Below are 14,861 nucleotides of genomic sequence, written 5' to 3'. Positions count from 1 at the left end.
GTCGTTTCCTCATGCCGCCTGGGTCTGGCCCACACCTTCGAGGGCGTCCTCGATGGCATCGGTTGCTGCATAGAGCGCAGCGAGTGTCTCGGGGCTCGGGGCCCAATATTTGCGTGTCGACGCCTCGATCAGCCGGTTGGCCATCTTGGCCGCCGCGCGGGGATTCATCCGGGCAATGCGGTCGCGCATTTCGGAATCGAGCACATAAGTCTCGGTGATCCGCTGATAGACCCAGGGGTCGACCTCACCTGTGGTGGCCGACCAGCCCATCGTTGTCGTCACCGCCGCCTCGACCTGGCGCACACCTTCATAGCCATGGCGCAGCTGGCCCTCGATCCAGACCGGATTGAGGATGCGCGTCCGAGTCTCCAGCGCCACCTGCTCGCCGAGCGAACGGACCTTGCCCGAGCCCTGTGTCTGGTCGCCGATATAGACCGGCGCCGCCTCGCCGCGGGCCCGCGTCACCGCCCGGCTGATGCCGCCCAGCGTGTCGACATACTGGTCGATGCTGGTGATGCCGAGCTCGACCGATTCAAGGTTCTGATAGGCGCAGTCGACGGTCTTCAGCGTGGCGGCCAGCATCGCGGACTGGCGCTTCGGCTCGCCCTTGACGCCATAAGCATAGCCCTTCTGGCGCTCAAAACAGTCGGCCAGCTCGTTCGGGTCGCTCCAGTCGCTCGAATCGATCAGCAAATTGACGTTCGCGCCGTACGCCCCTTCGGCATTGCTGAACACGCGCAGCGCAGCCGTCTCCAGGTCGACGCCATGGTCGGCGGCATGCTTCAGGCTATGCTTGCGGACGAAGTTCCACTCGGCTGGCTCGTCGGCCTTCGCTGCGAGCAGCGCCGCTTCGGCCAGCATCCGCGTCTGTAGCGGCAATAGATCGCGGAACACGCCGGACAGGGTGATGACGACATCGATCCGTGGCCGGCCAAGCTCCTCGAGCGATACCAATTCAGCGCCGACCAGCCGGCTATAGCTGTCGAATCGCGGCCGGGCGCCTAGCAGCGCCATTGCCTGCGCCAGCTGGGCGCCCTCGCTCTTCAGATTGTCGGTGCCCCAGAGCACCATCGCCACCGTCTCGGGCAGATGGCCGCTGTCGGCGAGGCTGCGGTCGAGCAGCCGCTGCGCCTGGGCGGCGCCGTCCTTGACCGCGAAGGCCGAGGGCAGCCGGAACGGATCGAAGCCGTGGATGTTTCGCCCGGTCGGCAGGATCTCGGCATCGCGCAGGATGTCCCCGCCGGCCACCGGGCGGACATAGCGGGCATCGAGCGCGGTCATCAGCCCGTCAAGCTCATGGTTGGTCGCCAGCGCCGAATCGAGGCAGGCGAGCTCGCGCAGCAGCGGTGTGGTCAGCGCCAGCCGGCCCCCGATGATCGCCTCGGCGTCGTCATGGCTGATCGGCTCGCCGCGTGCCATGGCCACCGCCATCAGCATGTCGACGCGTTCCTCGGCGGTCGCGGCGGCCCCGGCGACATGCAGCCCCTGCGGGATCAACTCGCGCTCGATCTCGTAGATCCGTGCCGCAAGTGCCGGGATGTCGGTGCCGTCGAGGTCGAGGGCCGTTGCCTGCTCTGCAATGACCTCGGCCAGCGATACCAGATCGGCGCTGCCGGGCTCGGTGGCGCGCCAGCGGTCGACGCTGGCCTTAAGGTCGGCCAGGCCCTTGTAGACGCCGGCATTGGTCAGCGCCGGGGTCAAGTAGGAGACCAGCGTGGCATAAGAGCGCCGCTTGGCCAACACGCCTTCGGACGGGTTGTTGGCGGCATAGAGATAGACGTTCGGCAGGTCGCCGATCAGCCGCTCGGGCCAGCAGGTGGCGCTCATCCCGGACTGCTTGCCCGGCATGAACTCGAGGCTGCCATGGGTGCCGAAATGCAGCACGGCATGGGCGCCGAAATCGTTCCGCAACCAGCGGTAAAAGGCCATGAAGGCATGGGTCGGTGCGAAGCGGCCGTCGAACAGCAGTCGCATCGGATCGCCCTCATAGCCGAGCGCAGGCTGGATTCCGATGAAGACATTGCCGAACTGCGCACCCAGGATGAAGACGTTGGTGCCGTCCGACTGGAACTTGCCCGGTGCCGGGCCCCATTCGGCCTCGATTTCCTTCAGGTGCGGCTCGCTGGCGACGATGTGATCGGCGCTGATCTTGGCGTGGACATTGGCCTCGGTACCATGGCGTTCGGCATTGCCGCCGAGGATGCGCTCGCGCACCGCATCGGCGCATTCGGGCACCTCGACATCATAACCTTCGGCCTTCAGCCGCGTCAGCGTGGCGTGCAGCGACTCGAACACGGCGAGGAACTGCGCGGTGCCGGCGGCGCCGCCGCCGGGCGGGAAGTTGAACAGTACGATGCCGATCCGCCGCTCGGCCTCGGCAGCGCGGCGCAGCCGGGCAATCTTGACCATCCGATCGGCCAGCGCCTCGGCGCGTTCGGAGCAGCTCTGCATGGCGCGGACCTGGCCGGTCGGCTCCCAGTGACAATTGCGGCTGCAGCCGGTGCAGGTGCCGCCATCGCCGTCGGAGCGGCCGCCGAACATCGTCGGCGCGGTGCCGCCATCGAGCTCGGGAATGGCGACCATGATCGTCGATTCGATCGCCAGCAGCCCCTGGCGGTTGGCGCCCCATTGCTGGAGCGTCTGGAACTCGACCGGGAAGGCCGAGACATAGGGACGGTCGAGCCGGGCCAGCATCTCCTCGGCGGCCTTCGCGTCATTATAGGCCGGCCCGCCGACGAGGCTGAAGCCGGTCAGGTTGACCAGCGCATCGACGGTGCTGACCCCGTCCTTCATCATCATCGCTTCGATCGCCGGCCGGGCATCGAGGCCGTTGGCGAAAGCGGTGACAACGTTCAGCCCGCGCCCTTCCATGGCGCGGATCACGCCGTCGTAATGGTTGCTGTCCTTGCCCAGCACATAGGAGCGCAGCACGACGATGCCAATGGTGCCGACCGCGTCGGCGCGGCGCGGCAGATCGGCGAGGTGATGGCTCATCCGCGCCGGCAGGTCCGGATGATAGACGCCGACTTCCGGATAATCCTGCGGCGGCTCGACCTTGAATTGGCCGCGGAGCGCCTTGCGCGGGCCATCGGCATAGCGATCGACCAGCGCCCGGATCAGCTGGAAGACATTGTCGTCAGAGCCCGCCAGGAAATATTGCAGGGTGAGGAAATAGGCCCGCACGTCCTGCGCCGTGCCGGGCACGAACTTCAGCAGCTTGGGCAGCCGGCGCAGCACCGCCATCTGGGCGGCGCCGGAATTGGCGGTCTGCGGCTTGGACGAGCCGCGCAGTTTCTTGAGCCAGCCGAGCGGCCCCTTGGGCGGCGCATCCATCCGGTAGTCGCCCATGCGGGTCAGCTTGACGATTTCGCCGGCCGAAATCAGGCAGACCATCGCGTCGCACTGCTCGCGCCGTGCCTCGAGCGCCGGCTTGATGGCGCGGATATGGTCCTCCAGGAAGATCATCGCGGTCAGGATGATGTCGGCGCGAGCGATGTCGCCCAGTGCCTCGTCGAGCTTGCCCGGATGCTCCCAGTCGGCGGCGGCGTGGAAGGCGATCGACACGCCCGGCTGCTCGCGCTCGAACCGGGCGCGGGCGCGCTCCACGGCACCCGACAGATGATTGTCGAGCGTGATCATGACAACCCGCACGCCATGAGCCGGCGTGCCCGCGGAGGGAGGCGTGTCAGCGCGCATAATGAGCCTTGGCTTCGTACAAGGTTTCGACCGTAATCGTGCGAACGCCGTGCTCGGTGGCATAGCGCTCGGTGTTCCGCTTTGCCTTGCCGCGCACGAAAAACGGGATCTTGTTGAGCTCGCGCTCGGCGTCCGGAAGCCAGCCTTCCGGCGCCTCGGTGGCCAAGGTAGCGGCAACGGGCGTTTCGACGGGCGCCTCGATCAGCGAGGCCGCTGGCGCTGCGCCATGGCCGAGATGCGACGGGCCGGCCGCGTCCGAAAACTCGAAATCCTCGCGGAACATCGTCAGCAGATGCTCCTCCAGCCCCATCACCAGCGGATGCACCCAGGTGTCGAAAATCACCTGCGCGCCCTCGAACCCCATCTGTGGGCTGTAGCGGGCCGGGAAGTCCTGAACATGGACGGGCGCCGAGATTACTGCGCAGGGCAGCCGGAGACGCTTGGCGATGTGGCGTTCCATCTGCGTGCCGAGCACCAGTTCGGGGGTTGCCGCGGCAATTGCCTCCTCGACCAGCAGATAGTCATCGGTGATCAGCGGCTCGAGCCCCAGCTCCTTGGCCATGTCCCTGATCTCGCGGGCGAACTCGCGATTGTAGCAGCCCAGCCCGACGACCTCGAAGCCGAACTCGTCACGCGCGATCCGCGCCGCCGCCACCGCATGGGTGGCGTCGCCAAAGATGAAGACACGCTTGCCGGTCAGATAGGTCGAGTCGATCGACCGCGACCACCAGGGGAAGCGTCCGGCATCGGGGTCGACCGGCGCCGTCACCCCGGCCAGCGCACAGACCTCGGCGATGAACGTCCGCGTCGCGCCGACGCCGATCGGCACGACGCGGGTGAACTTCTGGCCAAAGCTCTTCTCCAGCCAGCGTGCCGCCTCCAGTGCCGTTTCCGGATAGAGCACCACGTTGAAATCCGCCTCGCCCAGCCGGGCGATATCGGCCGGCCGCGCCCCGAACGGCGCCACGACATGAACATCGATGCCCAGTCCGTCGAGCAGCCGCGTCACCTCGATGATGTCGTCGCGGTGGCGAAAGCCCAGCGCCGTCGGCCCCAGCAAATTGGCGCGCGGCCGCCGGCCGTCGCGCGGCGGCGCCTTGGCCTGCTTGTCTGCGAGCTGGCGGACGATCTGGTAGAAGGTTTCGGCGGCGCCCCAGTTTTCCTTGCGGCTGTAGCTCGGCAGTTCGAGCGCGATCACCGGGCAGGGCAGCCCCATGGTCTCGGCAAGCCCGGCCGGATCGTCCTGGATCAGCTCGGCGGTGCACGAGGCGCCAACGATCATCGCCTCAGGCTGGTATCGCGCATACGCATCGCGCGCCGCCTTCTGGAACAGTTCGGCGGTGTCCCCGCCGAGGTCGCGCGCCTGGAAGGTGGTGTAGGTGACCGGCGGGCGATGGTCCCGCCGCTCGATCATCGTGAACAGCAGATCGGCATAGGTGTCGCCCTGCGGCGCGTGCAGCACATAGTGCAGCCCTTTCATGGCGGTGGCGACGCGCATCGCCCCGACATGCGGCGGGCCCTCATAGGTCCAGACGGTCAGTTGCATCTCAGACCACCAGCCGGTCGCGGCGGCCGAGCGGCCGGGCGAACAGTTCAGCGAGGTCGCCCGCCTGGTCGAAACCATGGACGGGGGTGAATACCAACTCGATCGCCCATTTCGTTGTCAGCCCTTCGGCTTCGAGCGGATTGGCCAGTCCGAGCCCGCAGACGGTAAGGTCCGGGCGCAGTGCCCGCACTCGGTCCAGCTGCAGATCGACATCCTGGCCTTCGGAAATCTGCACATCGGCCGGCAGCGCCGCCAGCTCATGCGCCATATGGCCCTTGTGCAGATAAGGCGTGCCGACCTCGACCAGCGTCATCCCCAGTTCGTCATGGAGGAAGCGGGCCAGCGGAATTTCCAGCTGCGAGTCGGGCATGAAGAAGATCGACTTGCCGGACAGCTTCTCGGCCTGCCGGGCAATCGCCCGCTTGGCCCGCTCGCGCGCCGGCGCGATCACGGTGCGGAATCGCATCGGATCGACGCCGAATGCTGTCGCCGCTGCCTGCAGCCAGGCGGTTGTGCCCTCTGCCCCGAACGGAAACAGCGCCGGCAGATGCTGTGCGCCCCGCCCTTCCAGCGCGCCCCCGGTATCGCCGAGGAACGGCTGGGCGAGCAGGAAGCGCGTGCCCTTGCCGATGCCGGGCAGCTCGGTCGAGCGGCGCGATGGCAGCACCCGTACCTTGTCGATGCCGAGTTCCGCAAACAGCCGCAGGAACTGGTCCTCCACCACATCGGGCAGTGCACCGACGATCAGAAGCTGGTCGCTGTCATCGACTAGCATCTCCGGCACCAGCGCCGCCAGACAGGCATCCTCGCCCTGGGTGAAGGTTGTCTCGATGCCGCTGCCTGAATAGTTGAGGACGCGCACGCGTGGCGCATGCAGCGCGTTCATGCGCTCGGCGGCGCGCTTGAGGTCGATCTTGATCACTTCGGAGGGGCAGGAGCCGACCAGGAACAGCTGGCGAATCTCCGGCCGGCGCTCCAGCAGCCGGCCGACCACCTTGTCGAGCTCCTCATTGGCATCGGCAAGCCCGGCGAGGTCGCGCTCCTCGATGATCGCCGTGGCGAAGCGCGGCTCGGCAAATACCATCACACCTGCCGCGGACTGCAGCAGATGGGCACAGGTACGGCTGCCAACGACGAGGAAAAAGGCATCCTGAATCTTGCGATGCAGCCAGACGATGCCGGTCAGCCCGCAGAACACTTCCCGCTGGCCACGCTCCCGCAAAATGGGCCGCGGTGCGACCGATTCGGCACGGGGGGCCATGGTCACCGTCATGCCGTCACGGCCTCGTTGCCGGCGCCGGTGCGCTCAGGCCTGCCGGCCCCCTCCAGCCGCGCCATCCGCAGCTTCCAGATGAACTGGCCAGCATTGATGACATAGGTGAAATAGGCGGCAAGCGCGAGCCACATCAGCTGGTTAGTATCAAGCAGATTCCAGAATAGCCCGACGAGATAGGCCGTATGCAGCGCGATGACGAGCATCGAGAAAACATCTTCCCAGAAGAAGCTTTCGGCAAACAGATATTTGCCGAAGACCACCTTCTCCCAGATCGCCCCGGTGATCATGATCGTATAGAGCGCGATGGTTTTCACGACTACGGACCACAACGCCCAATCCTGGTTCTGACCTGTCCGTAGATAGTCGAGGACGAGGTACAGACTGATCCCGAAGATGATGAATTGTACTGGTGCTAGCAGGCCCTGGACCAGCGTCCATCGCGAGGAATCACGGCGGGCACGTTCTTCCGGCGTGTAAAGCGGACGACGCGGCGGCGACGTCATCGAGGCTTCCGCCTTCGATGTGGACACGGCGGCATTCGCGCGTTCCTGTCCCTGCGTCCCCAATTGTCGCTCCACCCGGATTGCTTGGCCCAAAAACTAGCACTGGCCGGGCAAGTGTCAACCTTCCTTTACGTCAAAAGGAATTGACAACTCTCGTGATTGGGCACACTCAGTCGGCTTGATACAGGGCCGCAGCTTCGATAGCGTGTCTGCACCGCCTGGCAGTATGTCGCGCTTCATCCTTACCGTGCCATTTGCCCAGTCGGTGGACAGATAATCGAAGATGGGGTGGGACGGGATGGCATCGATGCTGGAAATCGTCACCGAGGCGAAGATAGCGGCAAGTCGCAGCCTTGACCGTGCCCGACGTGCAGCCTTCCGCTCACGCGAGGCCACAAGCCCGGACGCGCTGGCTCGAGTCATCGAGAACGACATCATTCCCCAGTTGCTGGTCGCCCATCGGGAAGGGGCGGCGCCGCTCAGCCCGGCCATCACCGGCAATGCGACCATCCCGGCCGGTTTCAGCGATCGTTTCGCGGCCGCCACGCTGACCGAGGAGGTCGGCCCGCTGATGGCGCAGGTGGAGGCGCTGATGCAGGGCGGCGTCGATATCGAGACGCTCTATCTCGACCTGCTGGCGCCGGCCGCCCGCCAGCTCGGCACCTGGTGGGACGAAGATGCTTGTGATTTCGTCGATGTCACCATGGGCCTGTGGCGCCTGCAGGAAATCGTGCGCGCGCTTTCGGCACTGGTGCCGGGGACGACCGCACCGCCCAGTGCCGAGCGTCGCGCCCTTTTTTCCCCGGCGCCTGGCGAGCAGCATGGGCTGGGCGCGATGATCGTAGAGGAATTCTTCCGGCGTGCCGGCTGGCAGACCTGGAGTGCGCCGGCGCTCGATGAAGGTGAACTGGTCGCGCTGGCCGCGGGCCGGAGTTTTGATCTGATCGGCCTGACCGTAAGCGTCGAGCGGCATGTGGCGGCGCTCGCCCGCAGTATCGCAGCGGTTCGCCGGGCCTCGCGCAATCCTCAGGTCCTGATCATGGTCGGCGGCCGGGTATTTACCGAGCGCCCGGGTCTCGCTTTCGAGATCGGTGCCGACGGTACCGCCTCCGATGGTCAACGCGCCGTTCAGGTCGCCAATGATCTAATGACAACCCAAGTCTTGCGTATGCCGCTTTCGGGCGGCGCGCCACCCAGCAACTAAGCCCGTCTGCGGTGGCCGGCGGATGGACCATTAAACAAGGACCGACCGGCACCATGGATGTGCGCGCTCATACTCAAGATCCGCACAGCGGACTGTTGCCCTTGTCGGCGCTTGGTCCTCTATCCGTCGATGCGGCTGTACAGGCGCTGGCGCTGGCCAGTGACGTCACGCTGCTGATCGATTCGCGCGGCATCGTTCGTGATTTCGCGCTCGGCAATCCCGATATCGCCGATCACGGTGTGCAGGATTGGTTGGGCCGCGCCTGGACCGACACAGTCCTTCCCGAGAATCGCGTCAAGATCAACGAGATGCTCGAAGGCCAAACCCCAGGGCGCTGGCGCCAGGTAAACCATCCGTCGGTGTCGGGCGATCTGCCGATTCGCTACCTCGCTGTGCCGGCCGGCGACGATGGCCGGCTGGTCGTCATCGGCCGGGACATGCGGGCAGCCGCCGCCCTCCAGCAGCGCCTGCTGCGCGCCCAGCAGGCGATGGAACGCGATTCGCTGCGCCTCAGGCAGCTTGAGGCCCGTTACCGGCTACTGTTCGAAGGCACGCAGGAAGCGGTGATCATCGTCGACACGCTGACCCGAAGGATCACCGAAGCCAATCCGGCGGCGCGCAAGATGGCCGGCCTGCCCCTCGACACGCTCGAAGGCCAGCCCTTTGGCGCGCTGGTGATGCCCGAGGACCGCGATGCAGCGATCGCGCTGCTCGGCGCCGCTGCGGCGGCTGAACAGCGCCAGCCGACTCGGTTGCGGATGATCGGCGGCGTGTCCAGCCTCGTCACGGCCACGCTGTTCCGACAGGATCGCGGCAGCTACCTGCTGCTCCGCCTCAAGCCCGAGAGCGGCCGCGGTCGGGACGACCGGCCGCTGGCAGAAGTGCTCGATCGGATGCCCGATGCCTTCGTCCTCACCGACCAGCGACTCGATATCCTGGCAGCCAACGGCCTGTTTCTCGATCTCGTTCAGGCGGCCCGGCAGGAGGATGTGCGCGGCGCGCCGCTCGCCCGCTTCATCGGCCGGCCGGGGATCGATCTCGGCGTCCTTGCCGCCCAGCTCAAGGACCATGGCTCGGTACGCAACTTCGCCACCGTTGCGCGCGCAGACGGCGAGGCGGCCGGACGCGGCGAGGAGGATGTCGAGCTGTCGGCGGTCACCTCGGAGGAGGGCGACGAAACCCGCTACGGTTTCAGCATCCGCCGCGCCAACCGGGTCCTCGCCGCCGCCGACGACAGCCGGCCGCTGCCTCGCTCAGTCGAGCAGCTGACCGAACTGGTCGGACGCGTTTCGCTCAAGGAAATCGTCCGCGAATCGACCGATCTGATCGAGCGCCTTTGCATCGAGGCGGCGCTGACCTACACCTCCGACAACCGGGCCTCGGCGGCCGAAATTCTCGGACTATCGCGGCAGAGCCTCTATTCCAAGCTGCATCGCCACGGGCTGGGCAATCTGGTTCCCGGCAGCGACTGAACACCGCCGGTAAAAACCGGTCGGCGTTTCCTATTTTTCCGTCCAGCCGCGTTGACGCCTCTCACTGTCAAGTTTAGCTTACACCACCATGGACGCCGCTACTCTCGCCGCCCCCGCGCGCCGCCTTCCCCGCTCTCGCGACGTACTGGAGCTGTTGAAGCCGGTAACCTGGTTTCCACCGATGTGGGCGTTCATGTGCGGCGTTGTTTCTTCGGGCGTGCCGCTGGCCGAACGCTGGGGATTTCTTGTCGCCGGCATGATGCTGGCTGGCCCGCTGGTCTGCGGCAACAGCCAGGCCATCAACGACTGGTTCGATCGCCATGTCGACGCCATCAACGAACCGCAACGGCCCATCCCCTCGGGGCGCATTCCCGGCCGCTGGGGGCTGGCAATTGCCATCATCGGGACAGTCATTTCGCTGATCGTCGGCTTCGCCATCAATCCGGTTGTCGGCGCCGCAACCGTGCTCGGCGTTTTCCTCGCCTGGATCTATTCGGCGCCGCCGATCCGCGCCAAGGCCAATGGCTGGTGGGGGCCGGGCGTTTGCGCCGCCGCCTATGAAGGGCTGACCTGGTTCACCGGCGCTGCCGTGATGGTCGGTGGCATGCCCGATGCCCGCATCATCGCCGTGCTCTGCCTCTATGCCGCCGGCGCGCATGGCATCATGGTGCTCAACGACTTTAAGGCGGTCGAGGGTGACCGCGTCTCGGGCGTCCGTTCGCTGCCGGTGATCCTCGGGGAGCGGCGCGCCGCGCACCTTGCCTGCTGGACGATGGCGCTGCCGCAACTCGTCGTCGTCGGCCTGCTTGCAAATTGGGGGCTAATCTTTTCGGCGGCTTTGGTCGCCTTCTCGGTCGCCAGCCAATATGTCTTCATGCAGAAGCTGATTGCCAATCCGGCGCGGGAAGCCCCCTTTTATAACGCCACAGGCGTCAGCCTCTATGTGCTGGGAATGCTCACCGCCGCCATCGGCCTGCGGGGGCTGATCTGATGGCCGGCCGGGCCGCCACGCTGGGCTGGTTCGGCATCGCCCGGTTGGGGCTGGTCCAGAGCGCCATCGGCGCCGTGGTGATGCTCGCCACCTCGCTTCTCAACCGGATCATGGTCGTCGAATATGCCCAGGCTGCCGCGCTGCCGGCCGGGCTCGTCGCCTTTCATTATGCTGTCCAGCTCAGCCGGCCGAAATGGGGCCATGGCTCCGATCTAGGCCGCCGCCGGACGCCGTGGATCATCGCCGGCATGGCCGTGTTGGCCAGCGGCGGCTTGCTCGCCACCCAGGCGACGCTGATGATGGGCGCCGGCCTGATGCCGGCGCTGCTGCTGGCAGTGCTGGCCTATGCGATGATCGGCGGCGGTGTCGGCGCGGCGGGAACCTCGCTGCTGGCGCTCCTCGCTACCCGAACCACCGAAGCCCGGCGCCCGGCCGCCGCGGCGCTGACGTGGATCATGATGATCCTAGGCATCGTCGTCACCGCCACCACGGCCGGCAAGATGCTCGAGCCCTATTCGCCCGAACGCCTGCTCGAAGTCGCTGCGGGCGTCGCGTTCGGCGCTTTCGCGCTGGCGCTGGTGGCCGTCACCGGGATCGAGGGCCGGCCCTCCGCCACGGCCAGCGAAGAGATCATCGTCAAGCCGGACTTCGGCGACGCCGTGCGCGGCCTCTGGGCCGACCAGCTGACCCGGCTGTTCACCATCTTCGTTTTCGTCTCGATGCTGGCCTATGCGATGCAGGACCTGATCCTCGAGCCCTTCGCCGGGCTGGTGTTCGGCATGACGCCGGGGCAGTCGACCCAGCTTTCGGGCATCCAGCATGGCGGCGTGCTGCTCGGCATGATTCTGGTCGGCGTCGGCGGCCATGGCTTCGCCGGGCGCGGCAGCGCGCGCTTCGCCGGGCTCAAGCTCAAGCGCTGGATCGTCGGCGGTTGCCTAGGCTCGGCGGCGGCGCTGGCGGGGCTGGCGATGGCCGCCAATGTCGGCGGCGGCTGGCCGCTTGCGCCGACGGTTTTCGTCCTCGGCTTCGCCAATGGCGTCTTCGCTGTCGCCGCGATCGGCTCAATGATGGACCTCGCCGGGCGCGGCGGCCCCGGGCTGGAGGGCATTCGCATGGGCCTGTGGGGCGCCTCGCAGGCGGTGGCCTTCGGGCTAGGCGGTTTCTTCGGCGCCAGTGCCGTCGATGCCGGCCGGGCGCTGCTGGGCGATGACGCCTCGGCCTTCGAATTGGTGTTTGCGTTTGAAGCGATGATCTTCATCCTGGCGGCGGTCATTGCCGTGCGCCTGAACAGCGGCACGGAAGCCGCCTCGACACGGGAGCTGATGGCATGACACAGGCATATGATGCGATTGTGGTCGGCGGCGGGCCCTCGGGCGCCACGGCGGCCAATGAGCTGGCGCTGGCCGGTCACAAGGTGATGCTGCTGGATCGCGCCGGTCGCATCAAGCCCTGCGGCGGCGCCGTCCCGCCGCGGATGCTCAAGGATTTCGACGTGCCGCTGGAGCTGCTCTGCACAACGGCCAATTCGGCGCGGATGATCAGCCCCAAGAACCGCAAGGTCGACATGCCGGTGGGCGAGGGCGGGTTCGTCGGCATGGTCGACCGCGACGTCTTCGACGAATGGCTGCGCGTGCGCGCTACGCAGAACGGTGCCACCCGCATCGATGGCACCTTCGAGGCGCTGGAGCGCGATTCCGATGGCACGGCGATTGTCTGCTATCGTCCCAAGGGTGCGGCGCGCGGCTCCGAGCCGGTACGGGTGCGGGCGAAGGTCGTCGTTGGCTGTGATGGCGGCAACTCCGGTGTCGCTCGCGCGGCGCTGCCAGCCAGCGAGAAGGTGCCGTTCGTCGCGGCCTATCACGAGGTCATCGAGAGCCCGCCCGAAGGTTATCTCGGCTTCGAGGGCAACCGCTGCGATGTCTTTTACCAGGGCAAGCACTCGCCCGATTTCTACGCCTGGGTGTTCCCGCACGGGGACAAGACCAGCGTCGGCGTCGGCTCGGCGGTCAAGGGTTTCGAGCTGCGCAAGGCCGTTGCCAACCTCCGCGAGGAGCTGGGCATGACCAACTGCAAGACCGTCCGCGTCGAAGGCGCGCCGATCCCGCTCAAGCCGCGCAAGCGCTGGGACAATGGCAAGGATGTCGTCGTCGCCGGTGATGCCGCCGGTACCGTCGCCCCGGCATCGGGGGAGGGCATCTATTACGCCATGTTCGGCGGGCGTGCCGCCGCCGAGGCCGCCGGCACCTTCCTGAAAACCGGCGATCCGGCGGCGTTGAAAATTGCCCGCGCCCGGTTCATGAAGGCCCATGGCCAGGTGTTCTGGGTGCTGGGGATGATGCAGTGGTTCTGGTATCGCTCGGATAACATGCGCGAGCGCTTCGTCAAGCTGTGCATGGACAAAGACATCCAGCAGCTGACTTGGGAAGCCTATATGAACAAGGAACTGGCGCGCAAGAAGCCGATAGCGCACCTCAAGATCTTCCTCAAGGACACCGCCCAGCTGTTCGGAGCCGGCCTGTCGGCGGTCCGCAACCTCGGCAAGCCAAAGGCCGCGTGACGACATTCACCCGCAGGGGATTCCGGCAATGAACCTCGGACGCTGGATGCTGCCGGGGATGATCGCCGCGCTTGCAGCGACGCTGACGGCGGCGGTCGGCGCCACCATCACCCTGCTCGGCCCCTGGTATCGCAGCCTCGAGCAGCCGAGCTGGGCGCCGCCGGACATCGCGTTCGGCCCTGCCTGGACGCTGATCTTCGCGCTCTGCGCCATTTCCGGCGCTACCGCCTGGCGGGCGGCGCCGGACAGGGTCAGCGGCGATACGGTGATCGGCCTGTTTGCCTTGAACGGCTTTCTTAACCTGTTGTGGAGCTTCCTGTTCTTCCGGGCGCAGCGGCCGGACTGGGCGGCGGTCGAGGTCTGGTTCCTGTGGACCTCGATCCTGATCCTGATCGTCTATTGTTGGCGCTTCTCGCGCACCGCCGCCTTGCTGTTCCTGCCCTATCTGGTCTGGGTCACCTTCGCCGGCGCGCTCAACATTAAGGTTGTCGAGCTGAACGCGCCGTTCGGCTAAAGGCTCAGGCTTTCGTCTTCAAAAAAGCGATGACATCGGCACGGTCCTGCGGGTTCTTCAGCCCGGCAAAGGCCATGTAGGTGCCCGGAATCGTCTTCTGCGGCGCTTCCAGATAGGTGAACAGCTGCTCTTCGGTCCAGACCAGGCCGCTGTTCTTGTTGGCCGGCGAATATTTGAAGCCCTCGATGCTGCCGGCCGTGCGCCCGACAACTGCGGCCAGCGACGGGCCGACGCGGTTGACCCCCGCTTCGACGACATGACAGGCCTTGCACTGGGCAAACACCCGCTCGCCCTTCGCCGCATCGCCGGTCAGCGACGCATAGCTGACAGTGGCTTCGGCCGGCGCTGCGGCCTCTGTCGCCGCCGGGGTTTCCGCGGCTGGTACCTCGGCCGGTGCAGTCTCGATGGTCGTCGTGTCGGTGGTTTCGGCTGGCTTGTCGCTGCCGCCGCAGGCGGCAACGGTGGTGACCAGAGCGACACTGGCCAGCAGGCGCACAAGGGTGTTGGTAGCGATCATCTTGGGTCCTCACATTTGTTGGGATGAACCGCTTATACCTGCACCCGGCGCCACCCTCAACCGCGCGAACCCGCGCAGCTTTGTTGCATTCCGGACACAGTCGTCAAAATGCAATGAAAAGGACGCGGCTTTGTCTGGACAACTTGGACGAAGCGTAGCCAATTGGCCATGGGCCGGGGCGCTCGTCTGCCCGGGGATCAGGGGAGAAGACCAGATGATTTCACAGCGGATGAAGCTGATGGCGGCGGTTGCCGTCTGGCCGGTCATGGCATCGTCCTGGGCCATGCCCGTCGCGGCGCAGACCATGGTAGCAACCGAAGGCGGCCTCGAAGAAATGGTGGTGACCGCGCGCAAGGTCGAGGAGAATCTCTCCGACGCGCCGATCGCGGTCAGTGCGATCTCAGACAAGTCGATCGCCAACCTCGGTCTGACCTCGATCGATGATTTCGCCCGCCAGGCCTCGGGCATCAGCTTCTCCCAGGCGTTCGGCCGCTCGTCGGACCGCCCGGTCATCCGCGGCCAGTCCAACGTGCTCGCCAACGTCCAGTTCGGCGTCGAGACGGGTGCCGCCTATTTTGTCGACGG

Annotated in this window: 12 protein-coding genes; 7 read left to right on the top strand and 5 right to left on the bottom strand. The window is 66.3% G+C overall.

Features of this window, described 5'->3' with window-relative positions:
* Nucleotides 1–9 precede the first annotated feature (9 nt).
* From ACTIFJ_RS06540 to bchF, 4 genes are read right to left on the bottom strand one after another with little or no spacing between them, the layout of a single operon-like run.
* Entirely contained in the window at nucleotides 10–3,696 is a 3,687-nt protein-coding gene (locus ACTIFJ_RS06540) for a magnesium chelatase subunit H (RefSeq protein WP_439533292.1), read from the bottom strand.
* Complete coding sequence (gene bchB, locus ACTIFJ_RS06535; RefSeq protein ID WP_439533291.1) at nucleotides 3,686–5,242, bottom strand: ferredoxin:protochlorophyllide reductase (ATP-dependent) subunit B; 1,557 nt, start codon at nucleotides 5,240–5,242, stop codon at nucleotides 3,686–3,688. The genes ACTIFJ_RS06540 and bchB overlap by 11 nt, the downstream gene beginning before the upstream one ends.
* Nucleotide 5,243: 1 nt before the next feature.
* Entirely contained in the window at nucleotides 5,244–6,515 is a 1,272-nt protein-coding gene (locus ACTIFJ_RS06530) for a ferredoxin:protochlorophyllide reductase (ATP-dependent) subunit N (RefSeq protein ID WP_439533290.1), read from the bottom strand.
* Complete coding sequence (gene bchF, locus ACTIFJ_RS06525) at nucleotides 6,512–7,021, bottom strand: 2-vinyl bacteriochlorophyllide hydratase (RefSeq protein WP_439533289.1); 510 nt, start codon at nucleotides 7,019–7,021, stop codon at nucleotides 6,512–6,514. The genes ACTIFJ_RS06530 and bchF overlap by 4 nt, the downstream gene beginning before the upstream one ends.
* A gap of 298 nt (nucleotides 7,022–7,319) precedes the next feature.
* On the opposite strand from bchF, the gene ACTIFJ_RS06520 reads away from it, so the two are divergent.
* From ACTIFJ_RS06520 to ACTIFJ_RS06495, 6 genes are all read left to right on the top strand, one after another.
* Entirely contained in the window at nucleotides 7,320–8,225 is a 906-nt protein-coding gene (locus ACTIFJ_RS06520) for a cobalamin B12-binding domain-containing protein (protein WP_439533288.1), read from the top strand.
* A 53-nt stretch (nucleotides 8,226–8,278) separates the two neighbouring features.
* Nucleotides 8,279–9,697: a transcriptional regulator PpsR gene (ppsR, locus tag ACTIFJ_RS06515; protein WP_439533287.1), complete on the top strand. Its 1,419-nt coding sequence runs from the start codon at nucleotides 8,279–8,281 to the stop codon at nucleotides 9,695–9,697.
* Between the two features lie 88 nt (nucleotides 9,698–9,785).
* Nucleotides 9,786–10,688: a chlorophyll synthase ChlG gene (gene chlG, locus ACTIFJ_RS06510; protein WP_439533286.1), complete on the top strand. Its 903-nt coding sequence runs from the start codon at nucleotides 9,786–9,788 to the stop codon at nucleotides 10,686–10,688.
* Complete coding sequence (locus ACTIFJ_RS06505) at nucleotides 10,688–12,019, top strand: BCD family MFS transporter (protein ID WP_439533285.1); 1,332 nt, start codon at nucleotides 10,688–10,690, stop codon at nucleotides 12,017–12,019. The genes chlG and ACTIFJ_RS06505 overlap by 1 nt, the downstream gene beginning before the upstream one ends.
* Nucleotides 12,016–13,245, top strand: coding sequence for a geranylgeranyl diphosphate reductase (locus tag ACTIFJ_RS06500; protein WP_439533284.1), 1,230 nt, complete (start codon nucleotides 12,016–12,018; stop codon nucleotides 13,243–13,245). Before ACTIFJ_RS06505 ends, ACTIFJ_RS06500 begins: the two co-directional genes overlap by 4 nt.
* A gap of 28 nt (nucleotides 13,246–13,273) precedes the next feature.
* Nucleotides 13,274–13,759: a TspO/MBR family protein gene (locus ACTIFJ_RS06495; RefSeq protein WP_439533283.1), complete on the top strand. Its 486-nt coding sequence runs from the start codon at nucleotides 13,274–13,276 to the stop codon at nucleotides 13,757–13,759.
* A 4-nt stretch (nucleotides 13,760–13,763) separates the two neighbouring features.
* On the opposite strand, the gene ACTIFJ_RS06490 is transcribed toward ACTIFJ_RS06495, so the two are convergent.
* Nucleotides 13,764–14,276: a c-type cytochrome gene (locus ACTIFJ_RS06490; RefSeq protein ID WP_439533282.1), complete on the bottom strand. Its 513-nt coding sequence runs from the start codon at nucleotides 14,274–14,276 to the stop codon at nucleotides 13,764–13,766.
* Between the two features lie 214 nt (nucleotides 14,277–14,490).
* Between ACTIFJ_RS06490 and ACTIFJ_RS06485 the strand changes: the two genes are divergently transcribed.
* On the top strand, nucleotides 14,491–14,861 hold a 371-nt coding region (locus tag ACTIFJ_RS06485; RefSeq protein ID WP_439533281.1), incomplete at its 3' end, for a TonB-dependent receptor plug domain-containing protein.

Source organism: Polymorphobacter sp. (assembly GCF_051860865.1).
Lineage (GTDB): Bacteria > Pseudomonadota > Alphaproteobacteria > Sphingomonadales > Sphingomonadaceae > Sandarakinorhabdus.
The sequence above is the reverse complement of the archived record's forward strand: the minus strand, read 5'-3'. Positions and strand labels throughout refer to the sequence as shown.

What these genes read in the sequence shown, in the direction of transcription:
- ACTIFJ_RS06540 (WP_439533292.1), bottom strand. Translation starts at nt 3,696, where the DNA reads ATGCGCGCTGACACGCCTCCCTCCGCGGGCACGCCGGCTCATGGCGTG.
- bchB (WP_439533291.1), bottom strand. Translation starts at nt 5,242, where the DNA reads ATGCAACTGACCGTCTGGACCTATGAGGGCCCGCCGCATGTCGGGGCG.
- ACTIFJ_RS06530 (WP_439533290.1), bottom strand. Translation starts at nt 6,515, where the DNA reads ATGACGGTGACCATGGCCCCCCGTGCCGAATCGGTCGCACCGCGGCCC.
- bchF (WP_439533289.1), bottom strand. Translation starts at nt 7,021, where the DNA reads ATGACGTCGCCGCCGCGTCGTCCGCTTTACACGCCGGAAGAACGTGCC.
- ACTIFJ_RS06520 (WP_439533288.1), top strand. Translation starts at nt 7,320, where the DNA reads ATGGCATCGATGCTGGAAATCGTCACCGAGGCGAAGATAGCGGCAAGT.
- ppsR (WP_439533287.1), top strand. Translation starts at nt 8,279, where the DNA reads ATGGATGTGCGCGCTCATACTCAAGATCCGCACAGCGGACTGTTGCCC.
- chlG (WP_439533286.1), top strand. Translation starts at nt 9,786, where the DNA reads ATGGACGCCGCTACTCTCGCCGCCCCCGCGCGCCGCCTTCCCCGCTCT.
- ACTIFJ_RS06505 (WP_439533285.1), top strand. Translation starts at nt 10,688, where the DNA reads ATGGCCGGCCGGGCCGCCACGCTGGGCTGGTTCGGCATCGCCCGGTTG.
- ACTIFJ_RS06500 (WP_439533284.1), top strand. Translation starts at nt 12,016, where the DNA reads ATGACACAGGCATATGATGCGATTGTGGTCGGCGGCGGGCCCTCGGGC.
- ACTIFJ_RS06495 (WP_439533283.1), top strand. Translation starts at nt 13,274, where the DNA reads ATGAACCTCGGACGCTGGATGCTGCCGGGGATGATCGCCGCGCTTGCA.
- ACTIFJ_RS06490 (WP_439533282.1), bottom strand. Translation starts at nt 14,276, where the DNA reads ATGATCGCTACCAACACCCTTGTGCGCCTGCTGGCCAGTGTCGCTCTG.